Source organism: Archangium gephyra (genome assembly GCF_049060025.1).
Classification (GTDB): domain Bacteria; phylum Myxococcota; class Myxococcia; order Myxococcales; family Myxococcaceae; genus Archangium; species Archangium gephyra_A.
This window is the reverse complement of the sequence record NZ_JBMEQQ010000002.1, coordinates 1599248-1618294: the sequence shown is the minus strand read 5'-3', so window position 1 is coordinate 1618294 and position 19047 is coordinate 1599248. Positions and strand designations below refer to the sequence as shown.

The following is a 19047-nucleotide window of genomic DNA, read 5'->3' as shown; positions in this document are numbered from 1 at the left end:
ACACTGCGTATGGAACCCATGTCCGATCTGGTGCGCCGCGCCCTTACCGCTCTCTTCGAGCACACGTCCGACGGCGTGCTGGTGCTCGATCTCCAGTACCGGCTGGTGGAGGCCAATGCCGCCGCGCAGCAACTGCTGGGGGAGTCTGGCGACGCGCTCCGGGGGAGGCCCATCTCGGAGCTGCTGCCGCAGTGGACGCCGCCCGAGCCGTTGTCCCCGGAGGAGCCGCCGCAGGAAGGCGAGTGGGTGTGGCACGGGACGGCGAGGACTCCGCGCCATGCACATGTGCTGCGGGTGCGTTGCGTGCCCCTGCCGGAAGGCCGGGTGCTGGTGCTGCGAGACCTGACGGCGCAAGCGGAGGTCGAGGCCTCGCTGCGCCATCAGAAGGAGTATTACGAGTCGCTGGTCCTGCACAGCCCGGTGGCCATGATCACGGTCAACCTCCGCTTCAGCGTGGTGTCCTGGAACCCGGCGGCCGAGCGGCTGTTCGGTTACACGGCCCGGGAGGCGAAGGGCCGGAACATCCTGCAGTTGTTGGCGGGAGCGGGCCCGATGCGGGAGGAGGCCGAGGCCACCACGCGTGAGGCGCTCGAGCGAGGCCGGGTGCAGCTTGTCACCCGGAGGCTGCGCAAGGACGGGACGCTGGTGGACGTCGAGCTTCCTGGCGCTGCCGGTGATGGTGCAGGGGGAGCGGGTGGGCTTCGTCGCCATCTATCACGACCTCACCGAGCTGCGCCGGCTGCACGAGCAGGAAGTGGCGCACCTGCGCACCATCCAGACCGAGCGTGAGCGGGCGGATCAACTCTTGCTCAACATCCTGCCGAAACCGGTGGCGGACCGGCTCAAGAATGGCCAGCGGATCATCGTGGAGAACTTCCCGGACGTGACGGTGCTGTTCGCCGATCTGGTGGACTTCACGCGCTTCGCCGCGCAGCACACGCCGCCGGACGTGTTGCAGGTGCTGAACATGGTCTTCTCCATCTTCGACCAGCTCACGGACGAGCTCGGGGTGGAGAAGGTGAAGACGATCGGTGACGCGTACATGGCGGTGGGAGGGCTGTCGCTGCCGAGGATCGACCATGCCGAGGCGATGGCGGCTCTGGCGCTGGCCATGCGCGCCGAGGTGTTGAAGCTGGGAGATCAGTTGCAGATTCCGCTGCATCTGCGGATTGGTCTGCACTCGGGTCCGGTGACGGCGGGAGTCATCAGCGGTAAGAAGTTCGCCTATGACCTGTGGGGCGACACGGTGAACACGGCGAGCCGCATGGAGTCGCACGGCGTGGTGGATGGCATCCACCTGTCCGAAGCGGTCTACGAGCGGCTGCGGGACCGCTACCGCTTCCAGGACCAGGGCGTCGTCCACGTGAAGGGGAAGGGGCCCATGCGGACCTGGCTGTTGCTCGGAGCCCAGTGAGCCGGAACCAAATGAAAAACCCCTGCCACCCGGAAGGGAAGCAGGGGTAGGTCAGGTGGCCGGGTACCTTCAGCCCGGCGTCAACCGGAAGACCACGGTGCCGCTGCAGCTATTGCCGCTGTAGCAGCCCGCGCGCAGCTCGTAGGTGCCACTGGTGGTGGCGGTGTACTGGATGAAGGAGGACAAGCCACCGCAGTTGTCATCGTTGTAGGCCACCTGGGTGGCGCTGGTGCCGAACAGGCGCAGGTAGGTGTCCCCCGTGGCCGTGGCCCCCGTCAGGTTGCAGGTGCCCACCTCCACTTTGTCCCCTGCCTTCAAGGTGAAGGTGCGGTTGACGGTGTTCTGCTGGGCGCTGTTGGTGTTGGTGGCGCTGTAGGTGAGCGGCTCGATCTTCGCGGCGGGGATGACGTTGAAAACCACGGTGCCGCTGCAGCTGTTGCCGCCGTAGCAGCCCGCACGCAGCTCGTAGCTGCCGCTGGCGGGCACGGTGTAGCGGATGAAGGAGGCGAGGCCACCGCAACTGTCATCGTTGTAGGCCACCTCGGTGCTGCTGACGCCAAACAGGCGCAGGTAGGTATCCCCCGTAGCCGTGGCGCCCGTCAGACCGCAGGTGCCGACCTCTAGCGTGTCTCCCACGTTCAAGGTGAGGGTCCGGTTGGAGGTGTTCTGCTGGGCGCTGTTGGTGTTGGAGGCGCTGTAGGTGAGGGAGCCGGCGGGAGGCGGGGGAGTGCTCGCCACGCATGTGTTGGAGCTACTGCAGGTGTAGCCGCTGCCGCAGGTTCCGCACGAGAGCGTACCGCCACAGCCATCTGGAATCGTTCCGCACTGCGCGCCCTTCGAGGCACACGTCGTGGGAGAACAGGTGCTGTCGAGGGTGAACAGGTCCATCGTCGCGTACGTCACGTTGTTACTGGAATTCTGGCCACCGACGATGAGCGCCGAGCCATCCGCCAGCGAGTCCACGCTGAAGCCGAAGCTGTACTGGGGAATGCTGATCTGCCCGACGATGACCCACTGCTGTTGCACGGAGTCGAACCACTCAATGGACTGATCCCAATAACCAGCCACCATCAAGAGCTGGCCGTCGAGGAGCACGAGCTTGCCTTGCCAATGGTCACGGTTGAGTTGTGGCAGCGTCGTCCAGGTATTCGTGGACACATCGTAGCGCTGGACATTGTAGGTTTCTCCACCAATCAGGATGCGTCCGTCGGAGAGAAGGACTGCGGAAGGTTGGCGATTGGGGAAGGGAGACGACGCACGGGTGGACCACGTCCCCGTCCCGGGATCATAGATCTCGACCGAGGTCTGTACTGCCGCCGTGGAGCCGACCCCGCCCATGACCAGAACGCGATTGTCGGGAAGCTTCACTGCCACGTGCTCATTGCGTCCCAGTGTCAGCGACCCCGTCGCCGTCCAGGTGTTGGTGGTGGGATCGAAAAGGTACGCGTTCGCACTGTAGCCGTTCCCACCGGCCACCAGGACCCGGCCACTGGCCAGCAACGTGGCGGTGTGCGTGTAAGAGGGAAATGGCATGGGCGACATCTCAGTCCAGGTGTTCGTCCCGGGGTTGTAGCGCTCCACCGATGCCATGGTCCCATTCCAATCAAGGCCACCCAGCACCAGCACCGAGCCGTCCTGCAGGAGCACCGTGGTGTGCAGCCGCCGCGCTTTGTGCATCGGCGCCACGAAGGACGTCGTCTGCGTTGCTGGGTTGTACATTTCCGCGGTTGTTGTCGTACTACCGAACTGGTCGACAGCACCGCTCACGAAGAGCACCCTGCCATCCAGCAGCTTCGTGGATGTGTGTTGGTAGCGGGCCTGCTGGAGCGGCCCCACCGTCCGCACCAACTCCTGGCTCACCAATTGCTTGGTCTGCTCCTCCTCTCGCCCTTCACTCATCTCCCCGGGTCCACAGGCCCACAGCCCCATCGCCAGGACTGCCATGGCGTATTGCTTCCTCATGTTGCATTCCCCCGCGTGAACAGATTTCGCGGGGCTGACTACCAGCGGCTCTGGGCTGGTGCTGTGAAGCACCTCACTCAAGGGAGGTGAGCACGTTCACAAGGAGCGCCGAAGACTTACAGAGCAGCCTCAAACACCCGGCCCGTCTTTTTTCTCCAGGAGATGGCTGCGCAATGAGGTGAGGGCCTGGAAGAGCGGGTCGGTGCTCTTGCGATGGAGCGCTCCCGTCAGGTATTGCGTCTGGCACCATGCTTCGTCCAACGCTCCCTCCTCCTTGCGAGGATAGAGCGGGATGAAGTCCGTGCGATCAGGCAGATGCTCGGCCCCCATTTGCAGTTCGATGCGGCGGCGGATCTCCTGCAACCACGCGCCCGCGTTGAGGCTCTGGGTTCCCGTGAAGACGAGGAGCACATAGCGGTAGTGGCCCGCCACGCCCCCAGTGGGCGCGGGCAGCACGATGGCACCCCGGACGAAGGGCAGCCCGCTCACCACCTCGGCCACCTCGGCCGCCGGGTAGACGCGGCCCTCCCGCCGGGCCGTGCGCGGGCCTCCGTAGTGGTATACCCCGTATGCACGCGTCAGGACCAGGTAGCCTGGTGGGCGCTCCTTGTCTGGCAGCAGGGTGAAGACTCCCAGGTCTCCGGGCGCCTCCTGGCCACTCATGTTCACATCGCGCAAGGCCCAGGAACGGCCTGGCGCGGGAGGCGCCTCGGTGTGTACGTCCCTGACCCGACGCGGGGAGCAGAGCACCGTTCCCCCCGCCGCCGGATCCACGAGCGCGTTCGAGGAGGGCACTGCGGACAATCCACACTGCTGGACCCAGGCACGCCACCCCTGCCAGTCAATGGGCTCCTCGGGGTTGCGGAACCAGTGGGCCACGTTCTTGAGTGGCGTACGGGTGCGCAACAGCACGTCCCGCAGGGCCGGGCTGACGCCGAGCGCGCGCACCGGATGCTGGGTGAGCAGCGCGGGGTTTGCCTCGATGTCCTGCAACTCGAGGTGGAGGTACGTGGCCCCGCGCAGCAACGTGGTGAAGAGAAAGGCCGGCAGGTGCTGCAGCGGGTGATAGCCGGGTGCGGCGAGGTGCTCGCCCGGACTCAGGCCGAAGGTGAGCATCCCGTCCACCAACGCCCCGCGCCACGCATCCTCCGCGGTGAGCAGCACCGGCGTGCCCGCGGGTTCCACCAGGGGGGAGAACAGCAGCCCCACCGGTTCCTCTGGCTTGTAGGTGTGCGAGGTGAAGGCTGGAGACGCCTGCCCCCCGTTCTGCAGCATCTGCTTTTCGAATCCCTCCACGAGCAGCACCTGATGGGGTTCGGTGGCGATGTGCTCGGGTTGGAGCAGGGCGAGTCGCCGCGCGATGAAGCGCTTGCCCTGTGGGGGCAGGTAGCTGATGCAGGCACCCAGGCCCAGCGCCGCCGCGAGTGAGATGAGCAGCTCGCTTCCCACCGAGTACAGCAGGCAGACCTTGGCTCCAGGCTTGACGCCCTGACGGGCCCACTCGGTGGCCCGCCGCGCCGCCTGTTCCTGCAAGGTGCGGTAGCTCAGGACCTGCCAGCCGCTCCTCCGGTCGTAGCACCGCAGGGCGATGCGATCGCTACTGCCGTGGCGCACGACGACGTCATGGAAGAAGTCGTACTGCTGTCCCACCCGGCTCTTGAGCGGAGCGCCGCGGCCTACGTGCGCCGTGGCCAGGGCGGCGGCGAATCCATCCGCATCCGCCCAGCTCTCCTGCTGCCAGGCGGGCACTCCCGCTTCCGCGGGAGTACCCGTCTCGAGCTGCTCGAGGATCTTCCTGACGTCGAAGGGCATCCGTCTACTCCCGCCTGCGCCGCCGCGAGTGCAGGCCCAGGAGCGTTAGCATGGCCAACAGGCTGGCGCTTCCCATGCCGGTAGCGGAGCAACCCCCTCCGCGACCCGTCAGGAACTGGCCTACTCCCTTTACGGGGAGTGTCACTTCAGGCGTGGAGGCGTCTTGCAACTTGATCTGCACCTCGCCCGTGACCTCACCCGCCTTGTCGGGGCGGAACAGCACGGTGAGCGGGACGCTTCCTTGCGCTGGGATGTCGATGCTGTTCGACGAACCATTCACATTCGCGCTGAATGGAGAACCGTCGGGCTCCTTCATGCTCACGAACACCCTCTGGGCCTGGCTCGAACTGTTCGAAAGGGTGACGGTCTTGGCTTGAGCCACTCCATTCACATCCTCGCGCTCCCAGTTTAGGGAAGGCGGGTCGACGTCCAGGATTCGAAGGGTCGCTTCTCCCTTCAGCTCGATGAACACCACGCGGAGTTGCTGCGGCGATTTCGTGCCAAACTCCAGCTTGGTCAGGGAACTGGTCGGCTCCATGGGCTGGTACTCGACTGTGACAGGCAGGGGAACATCCGGCTCGAGGATCCAGCCGGTCAAGGACAGGAGATCGATCTTGAAGGGCGCTCCGATCTGCGTCACCTCGGGTGCCAGGAAGCTCGATGTTGCTGCTGCTCAAGTTCCTGAGCGTGAACTGCTCTGTCCGTTTGGTGCCTCCAGCACGGACGCTCTTGAAGTCCAGCAGCGTCTTGTCGATGGCGAGGAGGGTGGGGATGCCCTGTCCTTGCAGGGTGACCGCGATCCTGTCGCTCAATTGACCGAAGCCGAGCCGCAGGGTGCAGCCGCTCGTGACCACCTCACTGTCCGGAGTGAAGGTCACGCGCCAGTCCTTCGAGCTGAAGGGCTCCAGGGTGACTCCTCCGGTTGGCACTGTATCCGCCCTGAACTGAGTGCACCCCGGACCGGGATCCACTGTCGCGCTGATGAAGGTAATGGGATCAGCGGTCTCGTTATAGAGGTGTAGGGTCCGATAGGAGGGATTCTTGACGAGCTGCCGCCCGAAATCCAGATCTCTCTCCACCGAGATCTGATCAATGACTCCCTTGCCGACCAGTCTCATCGACACGGGTGCCACGCGTGCCTCGACCGGCGTGACCGTCAATTGGACGTCGAGAGAGCTCTTTTCCACGGTGGGCAGGAATGTCACCGAAACCGGCAGGCTGAACCCCTTACCCAAGGTGTAGGGAAGACTGGCATGCTTTAGTTCGAATGAGCCTACAGCGGCCGCAGGGAGTTTGATCTCATTGACCTGGACCGTCCCCGAGCCAATGTTCTTGATGTTGAAGACTTGTGCGTTGGAAGGACTCCCCACCACGACGCCCACGAACTCCAGCTTGGTGGGATCCAATTGCAGGACAGGGGCCGTTCCTTCACCCCTGACTTCCTTCCAGATGGGCCGGGCATTGGATTCGACCGTGACGAAAGCGCTTTGGATCCCCTCCACGGTCGGCCTGAATTTCAGGGCGATGGGTTTGGTTTCCAAGGGGAGCACGGTCAGTGGGAAACCTGTCCCCCCATCACCCCCTTCGACGCTGAAATCCGAGTCGGTTAGAGCCACGGTTCCCCCATCCGGGGCCGTATCCGTGAAGATCACCCCCTGGATGACCAGGGCGCTTTCACCCTGGTTCAGCACGGACAGTGACCCGGGGACGGATGACTGTAGGTTGGTGCTGCCGAAGTTGACGATACTCGTCGAGGGGAAGACGGCCAGGGCACCCGTGGCCGAGCCCTTCACCGTCAGAATGTGGGACGGGATGGTCTCGGAGTCCGTCTCGATGATGAGATCCGCCTGATAGGTATCGCGAAACTTGGGAGTGTAATTGACGAAGAATTCGACGTAGTTCGCTCGACTGGGCAGCGCTACGGAGCCAGGCGTGAAATTCGTGATGGTGAATGGGCTCGAGCCCGAAGTGCTCGAAATCCGCGCGTTCAGCAGCTTGAGATTGTATTGGCCCGAGTTCTGCAGCCTGACCCCGAGCGTGCTGGTGACCTCCACATCCGTGGTGCCGAAGAGCAGCTCCGCCGAGGGATTCACTACACCAATGCCGTCGATACCTTGTCCCGTCAACGACACCTGCGAAATACCGCCGGTCGCATGCGTGCCGTCAATGGAATTGCTGTAGATCCTCATCGTGCTCGTCACAGGCGCCGCCGTCACCGTCGTCGGCTTGAAGGCCACGTTGACCGTGATGAACCCGTTGGTGGGTGCGATAATCCAGGGCTGGTCGGTCGTAGGAAGCGTCGTCGGGGACACGATGACGTAACCCGCCGGCAGGTCGATCTGTTTGATCAACAGTTCGGCCTTTCCCTGGTTGCTGATGGTGAGCGGCTGCGAAGCACTTGCCAGGTTCAGCTTCTGGGGTGCGAAAATGAGACTGGTGGCGGAAAGATTGATACTGGCTGACAGACCGGTTCCCACCAGGGAGAACCACACGGAGCCACCCACCCCATTGGCTGCATTTGAGTCAATCTTGATCTTGGCGTTGAAGGCGAGATTCGCGTTGGGCATGAATGACACTGGCAGCAGGACAGTGTCCCCAGGAAGAAGTTCGGTCTTGAGTGGGGGCTGGTAATCGAACGGTGGAGACGAAGTCGAGGGATCGATGGCAAACCCCGACAGTGTGAGGTTGGCATCGCCCTCGTTCTTGAGCACCAGGTTCTTCACGCTGCGATCTCCCACGCTCAGATTCCCGAAGTTGAGCTCTGTCAGGTCTGGATTGGTCTCAACGGAGACATTGATCCTGGGCACGGCGCCCTTGCCTTGCAGTCTGATCTGGGGAACAACGGAGGCGTTGCTCCTCACATCGAGCAACTCGCTCACGCTCAAGGTGCTCTGCGGGGTGAATCGCACCGTGATGTCGACGCTTGGTTGGGTTCTGTTGAGATAGACGGGCGCGGACAGGGTCGTGCTGCTGAAGGGGGAACCCGATGCGAACACGAGCGGATCAACCCGGATGGTTTCCGTTCCATCGTTGATGAGCGTGAACGTCTTCTCGGACCAGGACCCCGTCGCCAGGCGGACATTGCCGAAATCGATCTGAGGTGGAGACGAAGCCGGACTGGTAACGACCCGGAGCATGCTGATTCCGCGTCCTGAAAGCGGGATGCTCACCGAACTGTTACCGGGGGTCGGATCGTTGGTCTGGAAGGTGAGATCTCCAGTGAATGAACCGGCCGACGCGGGGTTGAACGTCACCGTGAGCGTCTTCGGACCGCCTGCTTTCGTTACCTCGAGGGTTGGTTTTGGAGAAACCGAGAATGCCGTATGGCTTGTGTCGATCGAGCTGAGCTGAAGCTTCCCGCTGCCCGTGTTGTACAGGACCACCTCAAAAGATGGCGCTCCCGCGACGCCTACGTTGTGATCCGGGAACACGATGCGTGTTCTGTCCACCTGGAGCGTGGGCTGAACTCCCTTTCCACTCAAATCGACCTGGACATCTGCAACCGCTGCCGTGTCCGTACTGAAGAGCCTGAGCTTGCCCAGGACGGACACCTCTGAATCGAGGGTGGGGGCGAACTTCACGTACAGCGTCGTGATGCCAGGAGGCACCTCAAGAGGCGTGGTCCGGTCCCGGGCCGGGTCGAGCGAGAACGACGAATCACCCTCGATGAAGACTTCTGAGAAGATGATCGGACCGGTGCCCGTGTTCTGAAGCGTGACGGGGAGTCTCGAGAAAGAGCCCACGCGCACTTCGTCGAACGGGAGCGGGCCCACGGGCTCGAGCTTGGGCTTCACCCCTCTGCCACTGAGCCTGACGTTGAAGCTCGCGTAGGCCGGATTGGGATCCGTGCTGGTGAAGGCGATGGCGCCCTCCACGCGGGCGTCCGTGACGGTGGGGGCCAGGAACCGCACATCCAGGGTCTGTGTCGAGACGCCCTGGTTCAGGGCCGCCAGGGTGACCGTGCCAGTGGGCTGGTTGGTGATGGTGAAGGCCGCGTGGCTCGGCGTGCCAAAGTTGAGGGTGATGGGGCCCGTGCCCTGGTTGGTCAGGGTGATGGACATCAGCTTCGTCTGCCCGGCGCGCACGTCACCAAAAGACAATTCCGGGGTGGGACTCACGAGCAGTACGGGTTTCACGGTCTTGCCCGTGAGCTTGATGCTGAAACTCTCGTAGTCTGGATCCGAACTGGTGAAGGTAATCCACGCCTCGACGGGCGTGCCCGTTTCGGGGGGGGCCAGGAACTGGACATTCAGGGTCCGGGTCGAGACGCCCTGGTTCAGGGCCGCCAGGGTGACTGGCTCCGTGGGCTGGTTGGTGATGGTGAAGGCCGTGTGGCTCGGCGTGCCAATGGTGAGGGCGATGGGAGCAGAGCCCGTGTTGCTCACCGTGACTGGAAGAGACTTGATGGTCCCCTCGCGCACGTCACCAAAGGGCAATTCCGTGGTGGGGTTCAGCACGACAACCGGCTTGATCGCACTGCCCTTCAGATGGATGGGCACAGTCCTTTGCAGGGTCCCGCTCGGATCCCCCACGACATCGAGCAGGAGGTCCCCCTCGACGAGCGCTTCCGGGTCTGTGGGCGCATGGAAGTTCACCGTCAACGTCGTCTCGGCGCCTTTCGCCAGCGGGAAGGACGTCTCCGTCGGGGAGGCCAGGGAGAATCGCGAACCCGAAGCAGCGGTGAAGGTGGGGGAGATCGTGACGGTATTTCCGCCGACGTTGCGGACCTTGACCTGCAGCGGTTTGACAGTCCCCGCGCGCACGGTTTGGAAGTCGAGCAGGCTCTTGTCCACCTCCGTGGCGAATTGCACGCCGGTTCCAACGAGGTCCACCGCGGGCAGTTGTGTCGTGGCGTCGCTGGTGACGGTGAGCTGCCCCTGGAACTGAACTGTGTTGTTGGGAGCTACATTGTTGGGGGAGAACTTGACCGCGATGAGCGCGGGCTGGTGGTCCGGGTGGCTATTGGGCAGCACCACGATGGGCGAGGCGGCGGTCGGCGCGGTAGAGGGCGAGACCAGCGTGAAGCGATCGCTGCCACTGAACGCGATGTTGGAGATCCTCAGCGGGGCATCGCCGTCATTGGTGATCGTCAAGGTCTTGACGTCACTGTCCGTGCCCGTCAGCTGATTCTTGAAGTTCAGCGCGGTCGCCGAGCCCTGGATGTGCCGCTCGGCGACCGTGAGCTCGATCCTCACGCGAGCAAGACAGTAAGTGTTGTCTGAAGGCGTGAAGATGATTTGGTTGACATCGGTTGCACCGGTCTTCCACCCGATTCCGATCTCGTTGGTGGGATCCGACGCGGCGACCTCCTGGTATCCCTGCGCCCCATCGCATGCCCTGGAGTTCTGATTGCATTCGCGCTCCTTGGAGGAGATGGTCGTGCTCGTCGGGTTGGCGGTGGGCCGCAGAGTGGTCTCATTGAGTTTGACCGTCACGGTCTCCGTGGCCGTCTCAGTCCCGTGTACGGAGGCTCCATAGACCTTGGCCGTGATTCCCACGACCAGCAAACCGGCTGGAACCGGGTAGTTGATCGTCTTTGTGTATTGGCCGGTGTCTGACCTTGGACAAGAGTAGGACCAATAAGGAGAAGTACCTGACGAGGAGCACCTCAAGCATTCCAACCCGCCGGGGGGGCCCCCTCCCGACCACGTGAGATCCGGAACATTGGTGAGCACACGGGTGGCCGCCATGGACTTCACCCGGAGCGAGGCCGTTGGTGTCGGGGTCTCTGGGTCGACCGGTCTACAGGAGACCAAGCCTCCCAGGACCAGCAGAGCCAGCACATAGCGTCGGAGCACTTGTCCCTCCCCACATAAAGAGCGGTAGAATCCTACCCGATCATGAGCTTACCTTCATCGGCTACCCGGAGTGCAATCGCCGCGACACTGCTGGGCTGCTCGCTGGCTTTCGCTCAAGGTGGAGACTCCTTGCCGGGCTTCGACCTGGAGCGGCTGGAGACGAACACCGGGCGAGGCACGTTGCTGGTCGGCAACGGCGAGTTGATGGTCCCCGGAGGCCTGAACGTCACGCTCCTGGGCCACTACCAGCACCTGCCCCTGGTCTTGAACGACGGCGAGCGGGATCTCGGCATCGTGCAGAACAGGGCGACGGCCATGCTCTCGGCCAGTTACGGTCTCCTGCCATGGCTCGAGCTGAGCGCGCAGCTCCCGTTCGTGCTCTGGCAGAGGGGAGAGGATCCGTCGGCGGTGGGTCTCGCGGAACTGGCGGGCCAGGGACTGGGAACTCCGGTCCTTCAGGCCAGGCTGGGCGTGTTGTCGCGGATGCGCCGGCAACCATTGGACTTGGCGGTGGATCTGGGGGTGGGCCTACCGATCGGCACCGGGTCGGCGCTGGCTGGTGATCCCGGACCTCGCGTCCATGCCCGCATGGTGGCGGGCGCGGTCCTGGGCTGGGTCCAGCCTTCGTTCGAGGCGGGCGTCCTGTTCCGTCCCAGTGTGCTGCTGCCCTCGACCAATGCCCCGGTCCGCCCTGGAGCGAGCTCGGAGATCCGGCTCGGGGCCTCGCTGGCCACGACGGGCAAGGGCGCGCGGGCGGAGTTGGGGTGGCGGGGGACGTTCGCTCCCGATGCTGTTTCCATGGAGTTGCTGGGCGGTTTCCGCGTTCCCGTCCTGTCCGGGCTGGAAGCGTTCGTCCTGGGAGGCCCGGGTCTGGGCGGGGCCGCTGGGACGCCTCTGTTCCGTGTACTCACGGGTCTCACCTTCCGGGAAGAGCCTCCTCCCAGGATCTCCTTTCCATGGGACGCGCGCGCGGATCAGGAGTTGCAGCTCACCCTGGCCAATCCGGAGCGCCCCCTGGATCAGGAGTCCGTGCGTCCGGTCCCCGCCTGGCAGCTCAACGCCCTGTCTCGCGGAGAAGCAGGGAGCGCGGAGGCCTCGGCGCCTCCACGGCCCAACCAGATTGGTCCGCAGGAGAAGATCGTGCTGCGGGGGGAGGTGCACTTCCCGCAGGGAAGCGCGGAGATGCCGGGAGTGGTTCCCCTCCTGGACCAGGTGGTCCTGCGGACGTTGGAGCAGGCCACCGAGGGCTACATCCTCATTGAAGGGCACTCGGACAAGGATAGCGCCGACGCATACACGGCGGTCCGGCGTGCACAGGCGATCCGGCGCTACCTGATCTCCCAAGGCATTCCCGCGACGCGGGTGCGTACCCAGGCCTTCGGCTCGGACTGGCCGGTCAGCTCCCACCCGGCCACCGAGCAGGAGCGGCAGCTCAACCGGCGCGCCGAAGTGCTCGTCATCACCGAGTCCACCCCGCCACCCACTACCCAGGTGGCTCCTCCGTAGTTCGCTTCGTCATTCGTCCGTTCCTTGAAAGGAGCCCATACCCCATGAAGTACAGCAACGGCCTCCCTTGGCTGCCGGCACTCCTGGTGCTCAGCGCCTGTCCGGGCAAACCCCCGGAGCCGGCCGCTCAGTTGAGCGCGATTTCCGTCTCCTGCGCTCCCGCCACCGTGCTGGCCGGCCAGAGCGTGCAGTGCACCGCCAGCGCCACGGACCAGAAGGGCGAGCCTTTCAGCGTCTCCGGCTACACCTGGACGTCCAGTGATGAGGCCATGGCCAGGGTGGATGCCATGGGCAAGGCCAGTACCCTGGCCGTGTCCAGCGGCCCCGTGGTCATTCGCGCCAGTGCCACCGCGGGTGACGTCACCCGCCAGGGTGAAGCCACCATCAACGTCACCCCGAAGGACCCCACCGTCCATTCCACCTCGATCACCACGGCGGAGACGTGGCGAGAGGCCGACAACCCCCACCTGGTGCGTGGGCAGCTCGTGGTGGATGCCTCCGCCACACTCACCCTGGAGGCGGGCGTCGTGGTGCGCTTCGCCCCGGACGCGGAGCTGCGCATGACCGACGGCGCGCTCCTGGCCCGCGGCACCCAGATGGCGCCCATCGTGCTGGAGGCTGAGGCCAGGGCCGCGCGTGGTTCCTGGCGCGGCCTGGTGTTCTCCACCCTGGGTAGTGCCTCGACGCTGGAGCATGTCACGGTGAGTGGCTGCGGAGCCGCCGGGGGCGAGGGGGCCTGCGTCTCCGTGCGTGAGCAGGCCGCCCCCGTGCTGCGCGACGTCTCGGTGCGCGAGAGTGGAAGCGTGGGCGTGCTCGTGGCGGATGACGGCAGTGCCTTCGGTGCCGGTTCGGCCCGCCTCTCCGTCTCGGGCAGCGCGGGTTACGCGGTGCGCCTGGGCGCCAGCCGGGCCGACTCCTTCCCCATGGGGGGCGCCTTCAGCGGCAACTCTCCCAATGCCGTGGAGTTGAACGGCCATGTCTCCCGCACCCTGACCTGGCCCAATCCGGGCATTCCCTTCGTGATCCCCGCGCTGATGAACGTCGAGAATCCCATCTCCGCGGTGACACTCACGATTTCCGCCGGGACGCAGTTGCGCTTCGGCGCCAACGCCCAGCTGGTCGTGGGCTACCCCGTCCCCCAGAGCATCCTGAAGGTGGACGGCACGGCCGACGCGCCGGTGCTCTTCACAGCCGACGCGGCCAGTCCCACTCCCGGTCATTGGAGGGGCGTGCATGTGCTAACCCCCCCCTCCAACGCGGGCCACATTCACCATGCCATCTTCGAATACGCTGGCGCGGAGATCGATTCGAGTGAGCGCTTTAATGAAAATGGCAACCTGAACATCTACGCGGGAGAGCCCGACGTCGGCTTTGCTTCCTTCGTTCTCTCTGACGTGGTTGCGCGACGAGGGAAGGGCGCCGGTATCGTCATGATCAGCCAGGCCATTTTTGGCGAGGGCTCGGCACGGATCACGTCGACCGAGAACGGCTCCTACGCCCTCGTTGGAGGGGCCAATACCGTTGGCAGCATGCCCACGGACAGCAAGCTGCGAGGCAACGCTCTCGATATGGTGAAGATCGACGGAGGGAGGATTGTCACCACCCAGACGTGGCCGAATCTGGGACTTCCGTACGTCATCGCTGGAAGCGTATATGTGGGTTATTATAACAGGCCCACACTGACCCTCCCGCCGGGGACGGACCTGCGCTTCCAGGCAGACACGGCATTCGTCGTGGGCGGCAGTCCGAACGAAATGCCGGGGATCCTGCTCGCCCAGGGAACGGCGGCGGCGCCCATCCGCTTCGTCCCTGATGTCTCTTCCGCCCCCCGGGGACATTGGTGGGGGCTCCACTTCTGGATGGCCGAGGGGAGCCGACTGGATCATGTGCTCGTCACCCACGGGGGCACCTTTGAAAAAGGCTATCCCGAATCGGGCATCATCGGTTCAGGCAATGTGACCGTGCACCGGGAGATTGGCCCATTCATCACCAACAGCACGTTCCGCGAGGCGCTCGGCAATCCTATCTGCGTGAGTGACGGCCGCGTGGCGGGCTCAACCCGGGTCGACACCCAATTCTTCAACCCGGAACTCAACAACACCGCCGTGGACAACCCTGAAGACTTCCAGGATTTCTGCGAACTCTAGGCAGAAGAGTCCTTGTTCGCCAGAGTCCCCAGTGAGTCGGAGCACTGACTGGGGACTCCAAACGCCCGCGCGTGTTGCCCTTTGCAACTCGCGCTGGCGCTTCGCCAGCGGTGCTCGTCGAGGTAGTGGAACTCCGTTCGATCGGGTTCCACCTGTCGTATTGCCGAGCCCTACTCTCGGAAACAGTGCGTTGCGGCACCGGAGCACGCCCGATAATCTGCTCGCATGGCAGAGGAAGACGGCGGCAGGCCGGAAACAGCCGAGAGCGGTGCCGTGGTGGACGCCTCCGATCTCGAAAGCATCAGCTCGCAAGCCGCCTATGACACGTTCCTCGCCGAAGCGAAGGCCATCGAGCCGGGCTTCGTCGAGGAGTGCTGCGCCGACATCGCACTCGTCTACCACAGCGTGATGCGCGGTGTGGAGAACGTGCTGGGCAGCGGGACGGTGGTCGTCGGCAGGCTGCCCAACATCAACGTCGTGGAACTCTCGATGCTCCCGCGGCTTGCCCAGGGCCTGGCCTTCGCCGCGCTTCAGGTGGACCGCGAGCTTGAGGCTGCCTCGTTCGGGAAGCTGTTCGAGCGGACTCAAGACCTCCGCCGCAAGCTGCGCAAGGCCGCCGACGCCCTCGCCGAGGCCCGCCTCCTTCCCGATGCCGACATCGATGAGATCTGGCTCCGCGCGCAGCACGATGCCCTGGAGGATTGTCTGGCGCTCGTCGCTTTGTTTCGAAGGAACGAGGCGAGGATCGCCGGCCACTCGCCGGTGGTTGCAGCCGACCTCGCCGAGGCGGAGCAGCTCGCCGGCAAGCTGCGCGTGATGCTCGGGCAGCAAGGGGTCGAGAGCGACAGCGGGGCGCCGTCGCTCGTCAGGGTCATCGAGATCCGCGATCGGTTCTGGACGCTGTTGAACCAGCGTTACGACGTGCTCTGGAGGTGCGGTGCGTGGCTCTACGGCCGCGCTGTCGATGAGCGCGTGCCGCTGCTCCCGGTCCGGAGGGCGCTGGTTGGGAAGGCTCGGAGCGCTCCGGTCGAGCGGGATGCACCGCAGCCAGTGCCGGAGCAGCGGCGGATCATGAGTCCTCCACCGCTCATGCCCGCGCCGGTGCCGGTGAGCCAGCCCTCCAGTGCGCCTGTGCGCGATACGGCCCGGCACCTGCATGATCTGCAGCGAGATCTGGAGCGGAAGGCCCGGTTCCTCGTCCGGATTGGCGTCATTTCTCCCCGGGAATGAGCAGCCATGGCACAGAGCGGGTAGGGAAGGGAGCCCATGCGCACCTAAGCCCTCAACGTGCTGCGAGGCATCTGCTGGAAAAGGGAGGGCCGGGTGTGTGACGATGGCGCGCCGCGCGAACCTTCGCCACGGAGTGCTCCATGGGAGTCCAGGTTGTCATGGGGGCCATGCTGCAGTGCAGTTTCGGAGCGGCTCCTTCATCGCTGGTGGTGCTTCCCACCAACAAGATCCTGGCCACGACACCCGCGGCCAACATCATGGACAACAAGCCCATGATGAACATCATGCCTTTCGGCATGTGCATGTCCCTGGCCAACCCCATGGTGGCGGCGGCCACCGCGGCGGCCATGGGGGTGCTCACGCCCATGCCCTGCGTGCCCGCCACGGCGGCTCCTTGGGCTCCCGGTTGCCCCAAGCTGCTGATCGGCAACATGCCGGCCGTGGACAGCACCTGCAAACTCATGTGCAACTGGGGCGGCGTCATCCAGGTCGTCTCCCCTGGCCAGTTCACGGTGCAAGATGGCTGAGTCCGCGAAGTCCCTTCCTCCTCCTCCCCTCCAGCCCAACCTGCTGGACAAACTCCTGGCCGCCGAGGCGCCAGACCTCGAGAAGCTCGGATGACCGGCTGGAGAAGGTCAACGGCCTGGTCTCCAAGAGCGCCTACCTCGATGCGGCGCGGGCGGCCGAGGCGTTGCTGCGCCAGGAGCTCTACGACGTGCGGCTGGTGGGCCCCTACCTCCTCGGCCTCTTCATCGAGGGGGGCCTGGAGGCGATGCCCGTCGTCTTCCAGGGGCTCTCCCGCACGCTGCTGATCAACTGGCAGTTCTTCGGACCGCGCGAGCGCAAGGACGTCTTCGCCGATGGCGGCCTGCGCTGGATGCTCAAGGTGCTCAACAAGCACCTCGAGCACCACGAGCGCCTCAAGGACGAGACGTGGCAGCGCTGGAGCGCCCCCTCCAACCGCGAGCCCCTGGAGCAGGCGCTCACGCTCAGCGAGGAGATCTTCTCCGCGTTCGGCAGGGCGATGCCGCGCAACGGCTGTGAAGCTCCGTTCCGCCGCCTCTCCCAGTGGCTGGAGGGCCACCTGCAGTCGCTGCCTTCCCCGGCCCCGCTGGAGGAGCCCGAGCCGGAGGAGCCCGTTGAAGAGCCCGAGGCGGTGGAGGAGGAGGCCCCGGCTTCATCACGGCCGGCCAGGCCCGCGCGCGCCGCCGCCGCGTCGGCCGGCCCCACCATGCCCGTCTCGCCCGCGCTGACCCAACTGATGCTCAAGCTGGCCGCGTTCGACACCCTCGTCGCGCGCCAGGACTTCCAGCGCGCCAGCGTGGTGGCGGCCGACGTGCTGAACGTGGTGGAGCACTTCGATCCGCGCGTGTACCTGCCCGCGCTCTTCTCCCGCTTCTTCGCCGGGCTGAGCACGAACGCGGAGCAGGTGGAGCCGCTGCTGCAGAGCACCGAGACGCTGTCCTTCCGCGCGCTGGATCAGCTCTACCGGGTGGATCTGGAGACCTTCCTCGCGCAGGGCACGGGGTCGGATGGGGGAGGGGAGTAGATCATGGACGTCGCGCTCGAGCGGCGCATCCGCGAGCGCATCCGCGGCTTCGATGTCCCGGCGCTGCTGGACGTGCTGAACGCGTCCGGCTACGGCGACGCGGAGATCGAGTACCGCAGCCACCGCACCACCGTGCACCAGTCGCACCTGGTGCACGACATCCAGTTCATCCACCAGCCGCGCAAGCGCATCATCATCACGGTGAACGTGGGACTGCTCAGCGCGCAGTCTCCGCTGCCGTCCTTCATGATGCAGACGATGGATCAGCTCGACCATGACCGGCTCGAGCGCTTCATCGGCTTCTTCGATCACCAGCTTCTGCGCGAGTGCTTCGCCGGGCTGTACCCGGAGCGCGAAGGCGCCCTACTGCCCGGGTGGCCGGAGGCGGCGAAGGACCGGTTGCGCCTGATGCGCCCCACCTGCCAGAGCACCCTGCACTGGCTCTTCCGCAAGGTCTTCCCCGAGACGGAGTTGGCGGTTCGCCGCGACGTCCGCCAGCAGAAGGTCTCCGCGCCCGCGATGCGGTTGGGGGCCAGCGCGCTCGGAGAGGGCGGCGCCATGGGCGGCTTCGCTTCCATCCCCACCGGTGGCATGGAAGTGCGCATCTTCGCCGACGAGCCCATCTGCAGCAGCGGTGTTCCCTGGGCCATCGAGGCTCGCCGCCGCCTCGAGGCGGATCTGCTGCCGCTGCTCTCCGAGACGGTGTTGATGCTCACCGTGATCCTCGTGTTGCGCGATCAGGAGGGCTTCCTGCGCATCGAGCGCCAGAGCCACCTGGGCTACGATCCGCTGCATGGCGCCCCGGTAGAGACCCGACAGGTTCTCCTGTTTTCGGGTGACACGTCGCGTTCTGCCTCGCTCGGCAGCTCGTGAGCGGGGGGAACCTCCCTTGACCCCTGCAATCGCTTCTCCCTAGACTGCCACCCCAGAACACAGCGGGCTGTGTCCTGCGGTGGTGGGGGGAGTCGCAGGGGGCTTCCAGGGATGCAGACCGCTCGGTGTAAGGAGAAGCCGTGCCCATCCAGGACAAGCTGCCCAAGTCTCGTATTACGCTCGTCTACCGCACCAAGATCAACGGCCAGCCGGAGGACGTGAAGCTGCCCTTCCGCGTCGTGGTGCTTGGTGATTTCTCGCAGGGGAAGCTCCAAGGACCGGCAGATGGACCTCGACGAGCGCGCCATGCGCTCGGTCACCGGCTCCAACATCAACGAGCTGATGAAGGACATGGAAATGTCCATCTCGTTCGAGGTGGACGACAAGGTCAGCGCGGATGGCCAGGGGAAGATGCAGGTCGAGCTGCCCATCGATCGCATGAAGTCCTTCCACCCGGACGAGATCGTCCACCATGTGCCCAAGCTCAAGGCGCTGATGCTGCTGCGCAAGCTCATGATGGAGATGCAGTCGGACATCGACAACCGCAAGGAACTGCGGCGCACCCTCTACGAGCTGTTCTCCAACAAGGAGCAGCTGCAGAAGGTCCTGGAGAGCGACGAGCTCAAGAGCTACGCCTCCATGCGCCTGCCCACGCCGGCCAAGCCCCAGTCTGACCAGCCCGCGCTCGCCGCCGGCACCTCGGCCGCCAAGGCCTGATCCCCCCACGCTCCCTTCTCCACGCCGAGGAACCTTCTT

Annotated in this window: 12 protein-coding genes and 2 pseudogenes; 10 read left to right on the top strand and 4 right to left on the bottom strand. The window is 64.9% G+C overall.

Annotated elements, in window-relative coordinates; all coding sequences use genetic code 11:
- Positions 1-18: 18 nt before the first annotated feature.
- Both ACN28I_RS07195 and ACN28I_RS07190 read left to right on the top strand, forming a co-directional pair.
- Entirely contained in the window at positions 19-789 is a 771-nt protein-coding gene (locus tag ACN28I_RS07195) for a PAS domain-containing protein (protein ID WP_420941363.1), read from the top strand.
- Positions 695-1414 carry an adenylate/guanylate cyclase domain-containing protein gene (locus tag ACN28I_RS07190; RefSeq protein WP_420941362.1) on the top strand — a complete coding sequence of 240 codons (720 nt, stop codon included), beginning with the start codon at positions 695-697 and terminating at the stop codon, positions 1412-1414. Before ACN28I_RS07195 ends, ACN28I_RS07190 begins: the two co-directional genes overlap by 95 nt.
- Before the next feature lie 69 nt (positions 1415-1483).
- On the opposite strand, the gene ACN28I_RS07185 is transcribed toward ACN28I_RS07190, so the two are convergent.
- The 4 genes and pseudogenes from ACN28I_RS07185 to ACN28I_RS07170 form a co-directional block, all read right to left on the bottom strand.
- On the bottom strand, positions 1484-3376 hold the full coding sequence (locus ACN28I_RS07185; protein WP_420941361.1) for a kelch repeat-containing protein: 1893 nt from the start codon (positions 3374-3376) through the stop codon (positions 1484-1486).
- Positions 3377-3505: 129 nt separating this feature from the next.
- Positions 3506-5188: a long-chain fatty acid--CoA ligase gene (locus ACN28I_RS07180; protein ID WP_420941360.1), complete on the bottom strand. Its 1683-nt coding sequence runs from the start codon at positions 5186-5188 to the stop codon at positions 3506-3508.
- Between the two features lie 4 nt (positions 5189-5192).
- Positions 5193-5726, bottom strand: coding sequence for an MYXO-CTERM sorting domain-containing protein (locus ACN28I_RS07175; RefSeq protein ID WP_420941359.1), 534 nt, complete (start codon positions 5724-5726; stop codon positions 5193-5195).
- A 658-nt stretch (positions 5727-6384) separates the two neighbouring features.
- Positions 6385-10878: pseudogene (locus ACN28I_RS07170) on the bottom strand (choice-of-anchor D domain-containing protein); the annotation flags it as partial.
- A gap of 237 nt (positions 10879-11115) precedes the next feature.
- On the opposite strand from ACN28I_RS07170, the gene ACN28I_RS07165 reads away from it, so the two are divergent.
- The 8 genes and pseudogenes from ACN28I_RS07165 (at position 11116) to tssB (ending at position 19008) form a co-directional block, all read left to right on the top strand.
- Positions 11116-12492: an OmpA family protein gene (locus ACN28I_RS07165; protein WP_420941358.1), complete on the top strand. Its 1377-nt coding sequence runs from the start codon at positions 11116-11118 to the stop codon at positions 12490-12492.
- A 44-nt stretch (positions 12493-12536) separates the two neighbouring features.
- Positions 12537-14639, top strand: a complete 2103-nt coding sequence (locus ACN28I_RS07160) for a hypothetical protein (protein ID WP_420941357.1) — start codon at positions 12537-12539, stop codon at positions 14637-14639.
- A gap of 225 nt (positions 14640-14864) precedes the next feature.
- Positions 14865-15869 (top strand): hypothetical protein, encoded by a 1005-nt coding sequence (locus tag ACN28I_RS07155; protein ID WP_420941356.1) that lies wholly within the window; start codon positions 14865-14867, stop codon positions 15867-15869.
- A gap of 140 nt (positions 15870-16009) precedes the next feature.
- On the top strand, positions 16010-16396 hold the full coding sequence (locus ACN28I_RS07150; protein WP_420941355.1) for a DUF4280 domain-containing protein: 387 nt from the start codon (positions 16010-16012) through the stop codon (positions 16394-16396).
- Positions 16397-16494: 98 nt separating this feature from the next.
- On the top strand, positions 16495-17418 hold the full coding sequence (locus tag ACN28I_RS07145; RefSeq protein WP_420948586.1) for a type VI secretion system protein IglI family protein: 924 nt from the start codon (positions 16495-16497) through the stop codon (positions 17416-17418).
- A 3-nt stretch (positions 17419-17421) separates the two neighbouring features.
- On the top strand, positions 17422-18291 hold the full coding sequence (locus ACN28I_RS07140) for a hypothetical protein (protein ID WP_420941354.1): 870 nt from the start codon (positions 17422-17424) through the stop codon (positions 18289-18291).
- A 140-nt stretch (positions 18292-18431) separates the two neighbouring features.
- Positions 18432-18506: pseudogene (locus ACN28I_RS07135) on the top strand (type VI secretion system contractile sheath small subunit); the annotation flags it as partial.
- Positions 18507-18576: 70 nt separating this feature from the next.
- Positions 18577-19008, top strand: coding sequence for a type VI secretion system contractile sheath small subunit (gene tssB / locus ACN28I_RS07130; RefSeq protein ID WP_420941353.1), 432 nt, complete (start codon positions 18577-18579; stop codon positions 19006-19008).
- The last annotated feature ends 39 nt before the right edge of the window (positions 19009-19047 follow it).

Bases quoted from the DNA above. Each gene is read 5' to 3' on its own strand.
- ACN28I_RS07195 (WP_420941363.1), top strand. From the start codon at position 19: ATGTCCGATCTGGTGCGCCGCGCCCTTACCGCTCTCTTCGAGCACACG.
- ACN28I_RS07185 (WP_420941361.1), bottom strand. From the start codon at position 3,376: ATGAGGAAGCAATACGCCATGGCAGTCCTGGCGATGGGGCTGTGGGCC.
- ACN28I_RS07180 (WP_420941360.1), bottom strand. From the start codon at position 5,188: ATGCCCTTCGACGTCAGGAAGATCCTCGAGCAGCTCGAGACGGGTACT.
- ACN28I_RS07175 (WP_420941359.1), bottom strand. From the start codon at position 5,726: ATGGAGCCGACCAGTTCCCTGACCAAGCTGGAGTTTGGCACGAAATCG.
- ACN28I_RS07160 (WP_420941357.1), top strand. From the start codon at position 12,537: ATGAAGTACAGCAACGGCCTCCCTTGGCTGCCGGCACTCCTGGTGCTC.
- ACN28I_RS07155 (WP_420941356.1), top strand. From the start codon at position 14,865: ATGGCAGAGGAAGACGGCGGCAGGCCGGAAACAGCCGAGAGCGGTGCC.
- ACN28I_RS07150 (WP_420941355.1), top strand. From the start codon at position 16,010: ATGGGAGTCCAGGTTGTCATGGGGGCCATGCTGCAGTGCAGTTTCGGA.
- ACN28I_RS07140 (WP_420941354.1), top strand. From the start codon at position 17,422: ATGGACGTCGCGCTCGAGCGGCGCATCCGCGAGCGCATCCGCGGCTTC.
- tssB (WP_420941353.1), top strand. From the start codon at position 18,577: ATGGACCTCGACGAGCGCGCCATGCGCTCGGTCACCGGCTCCAACATC.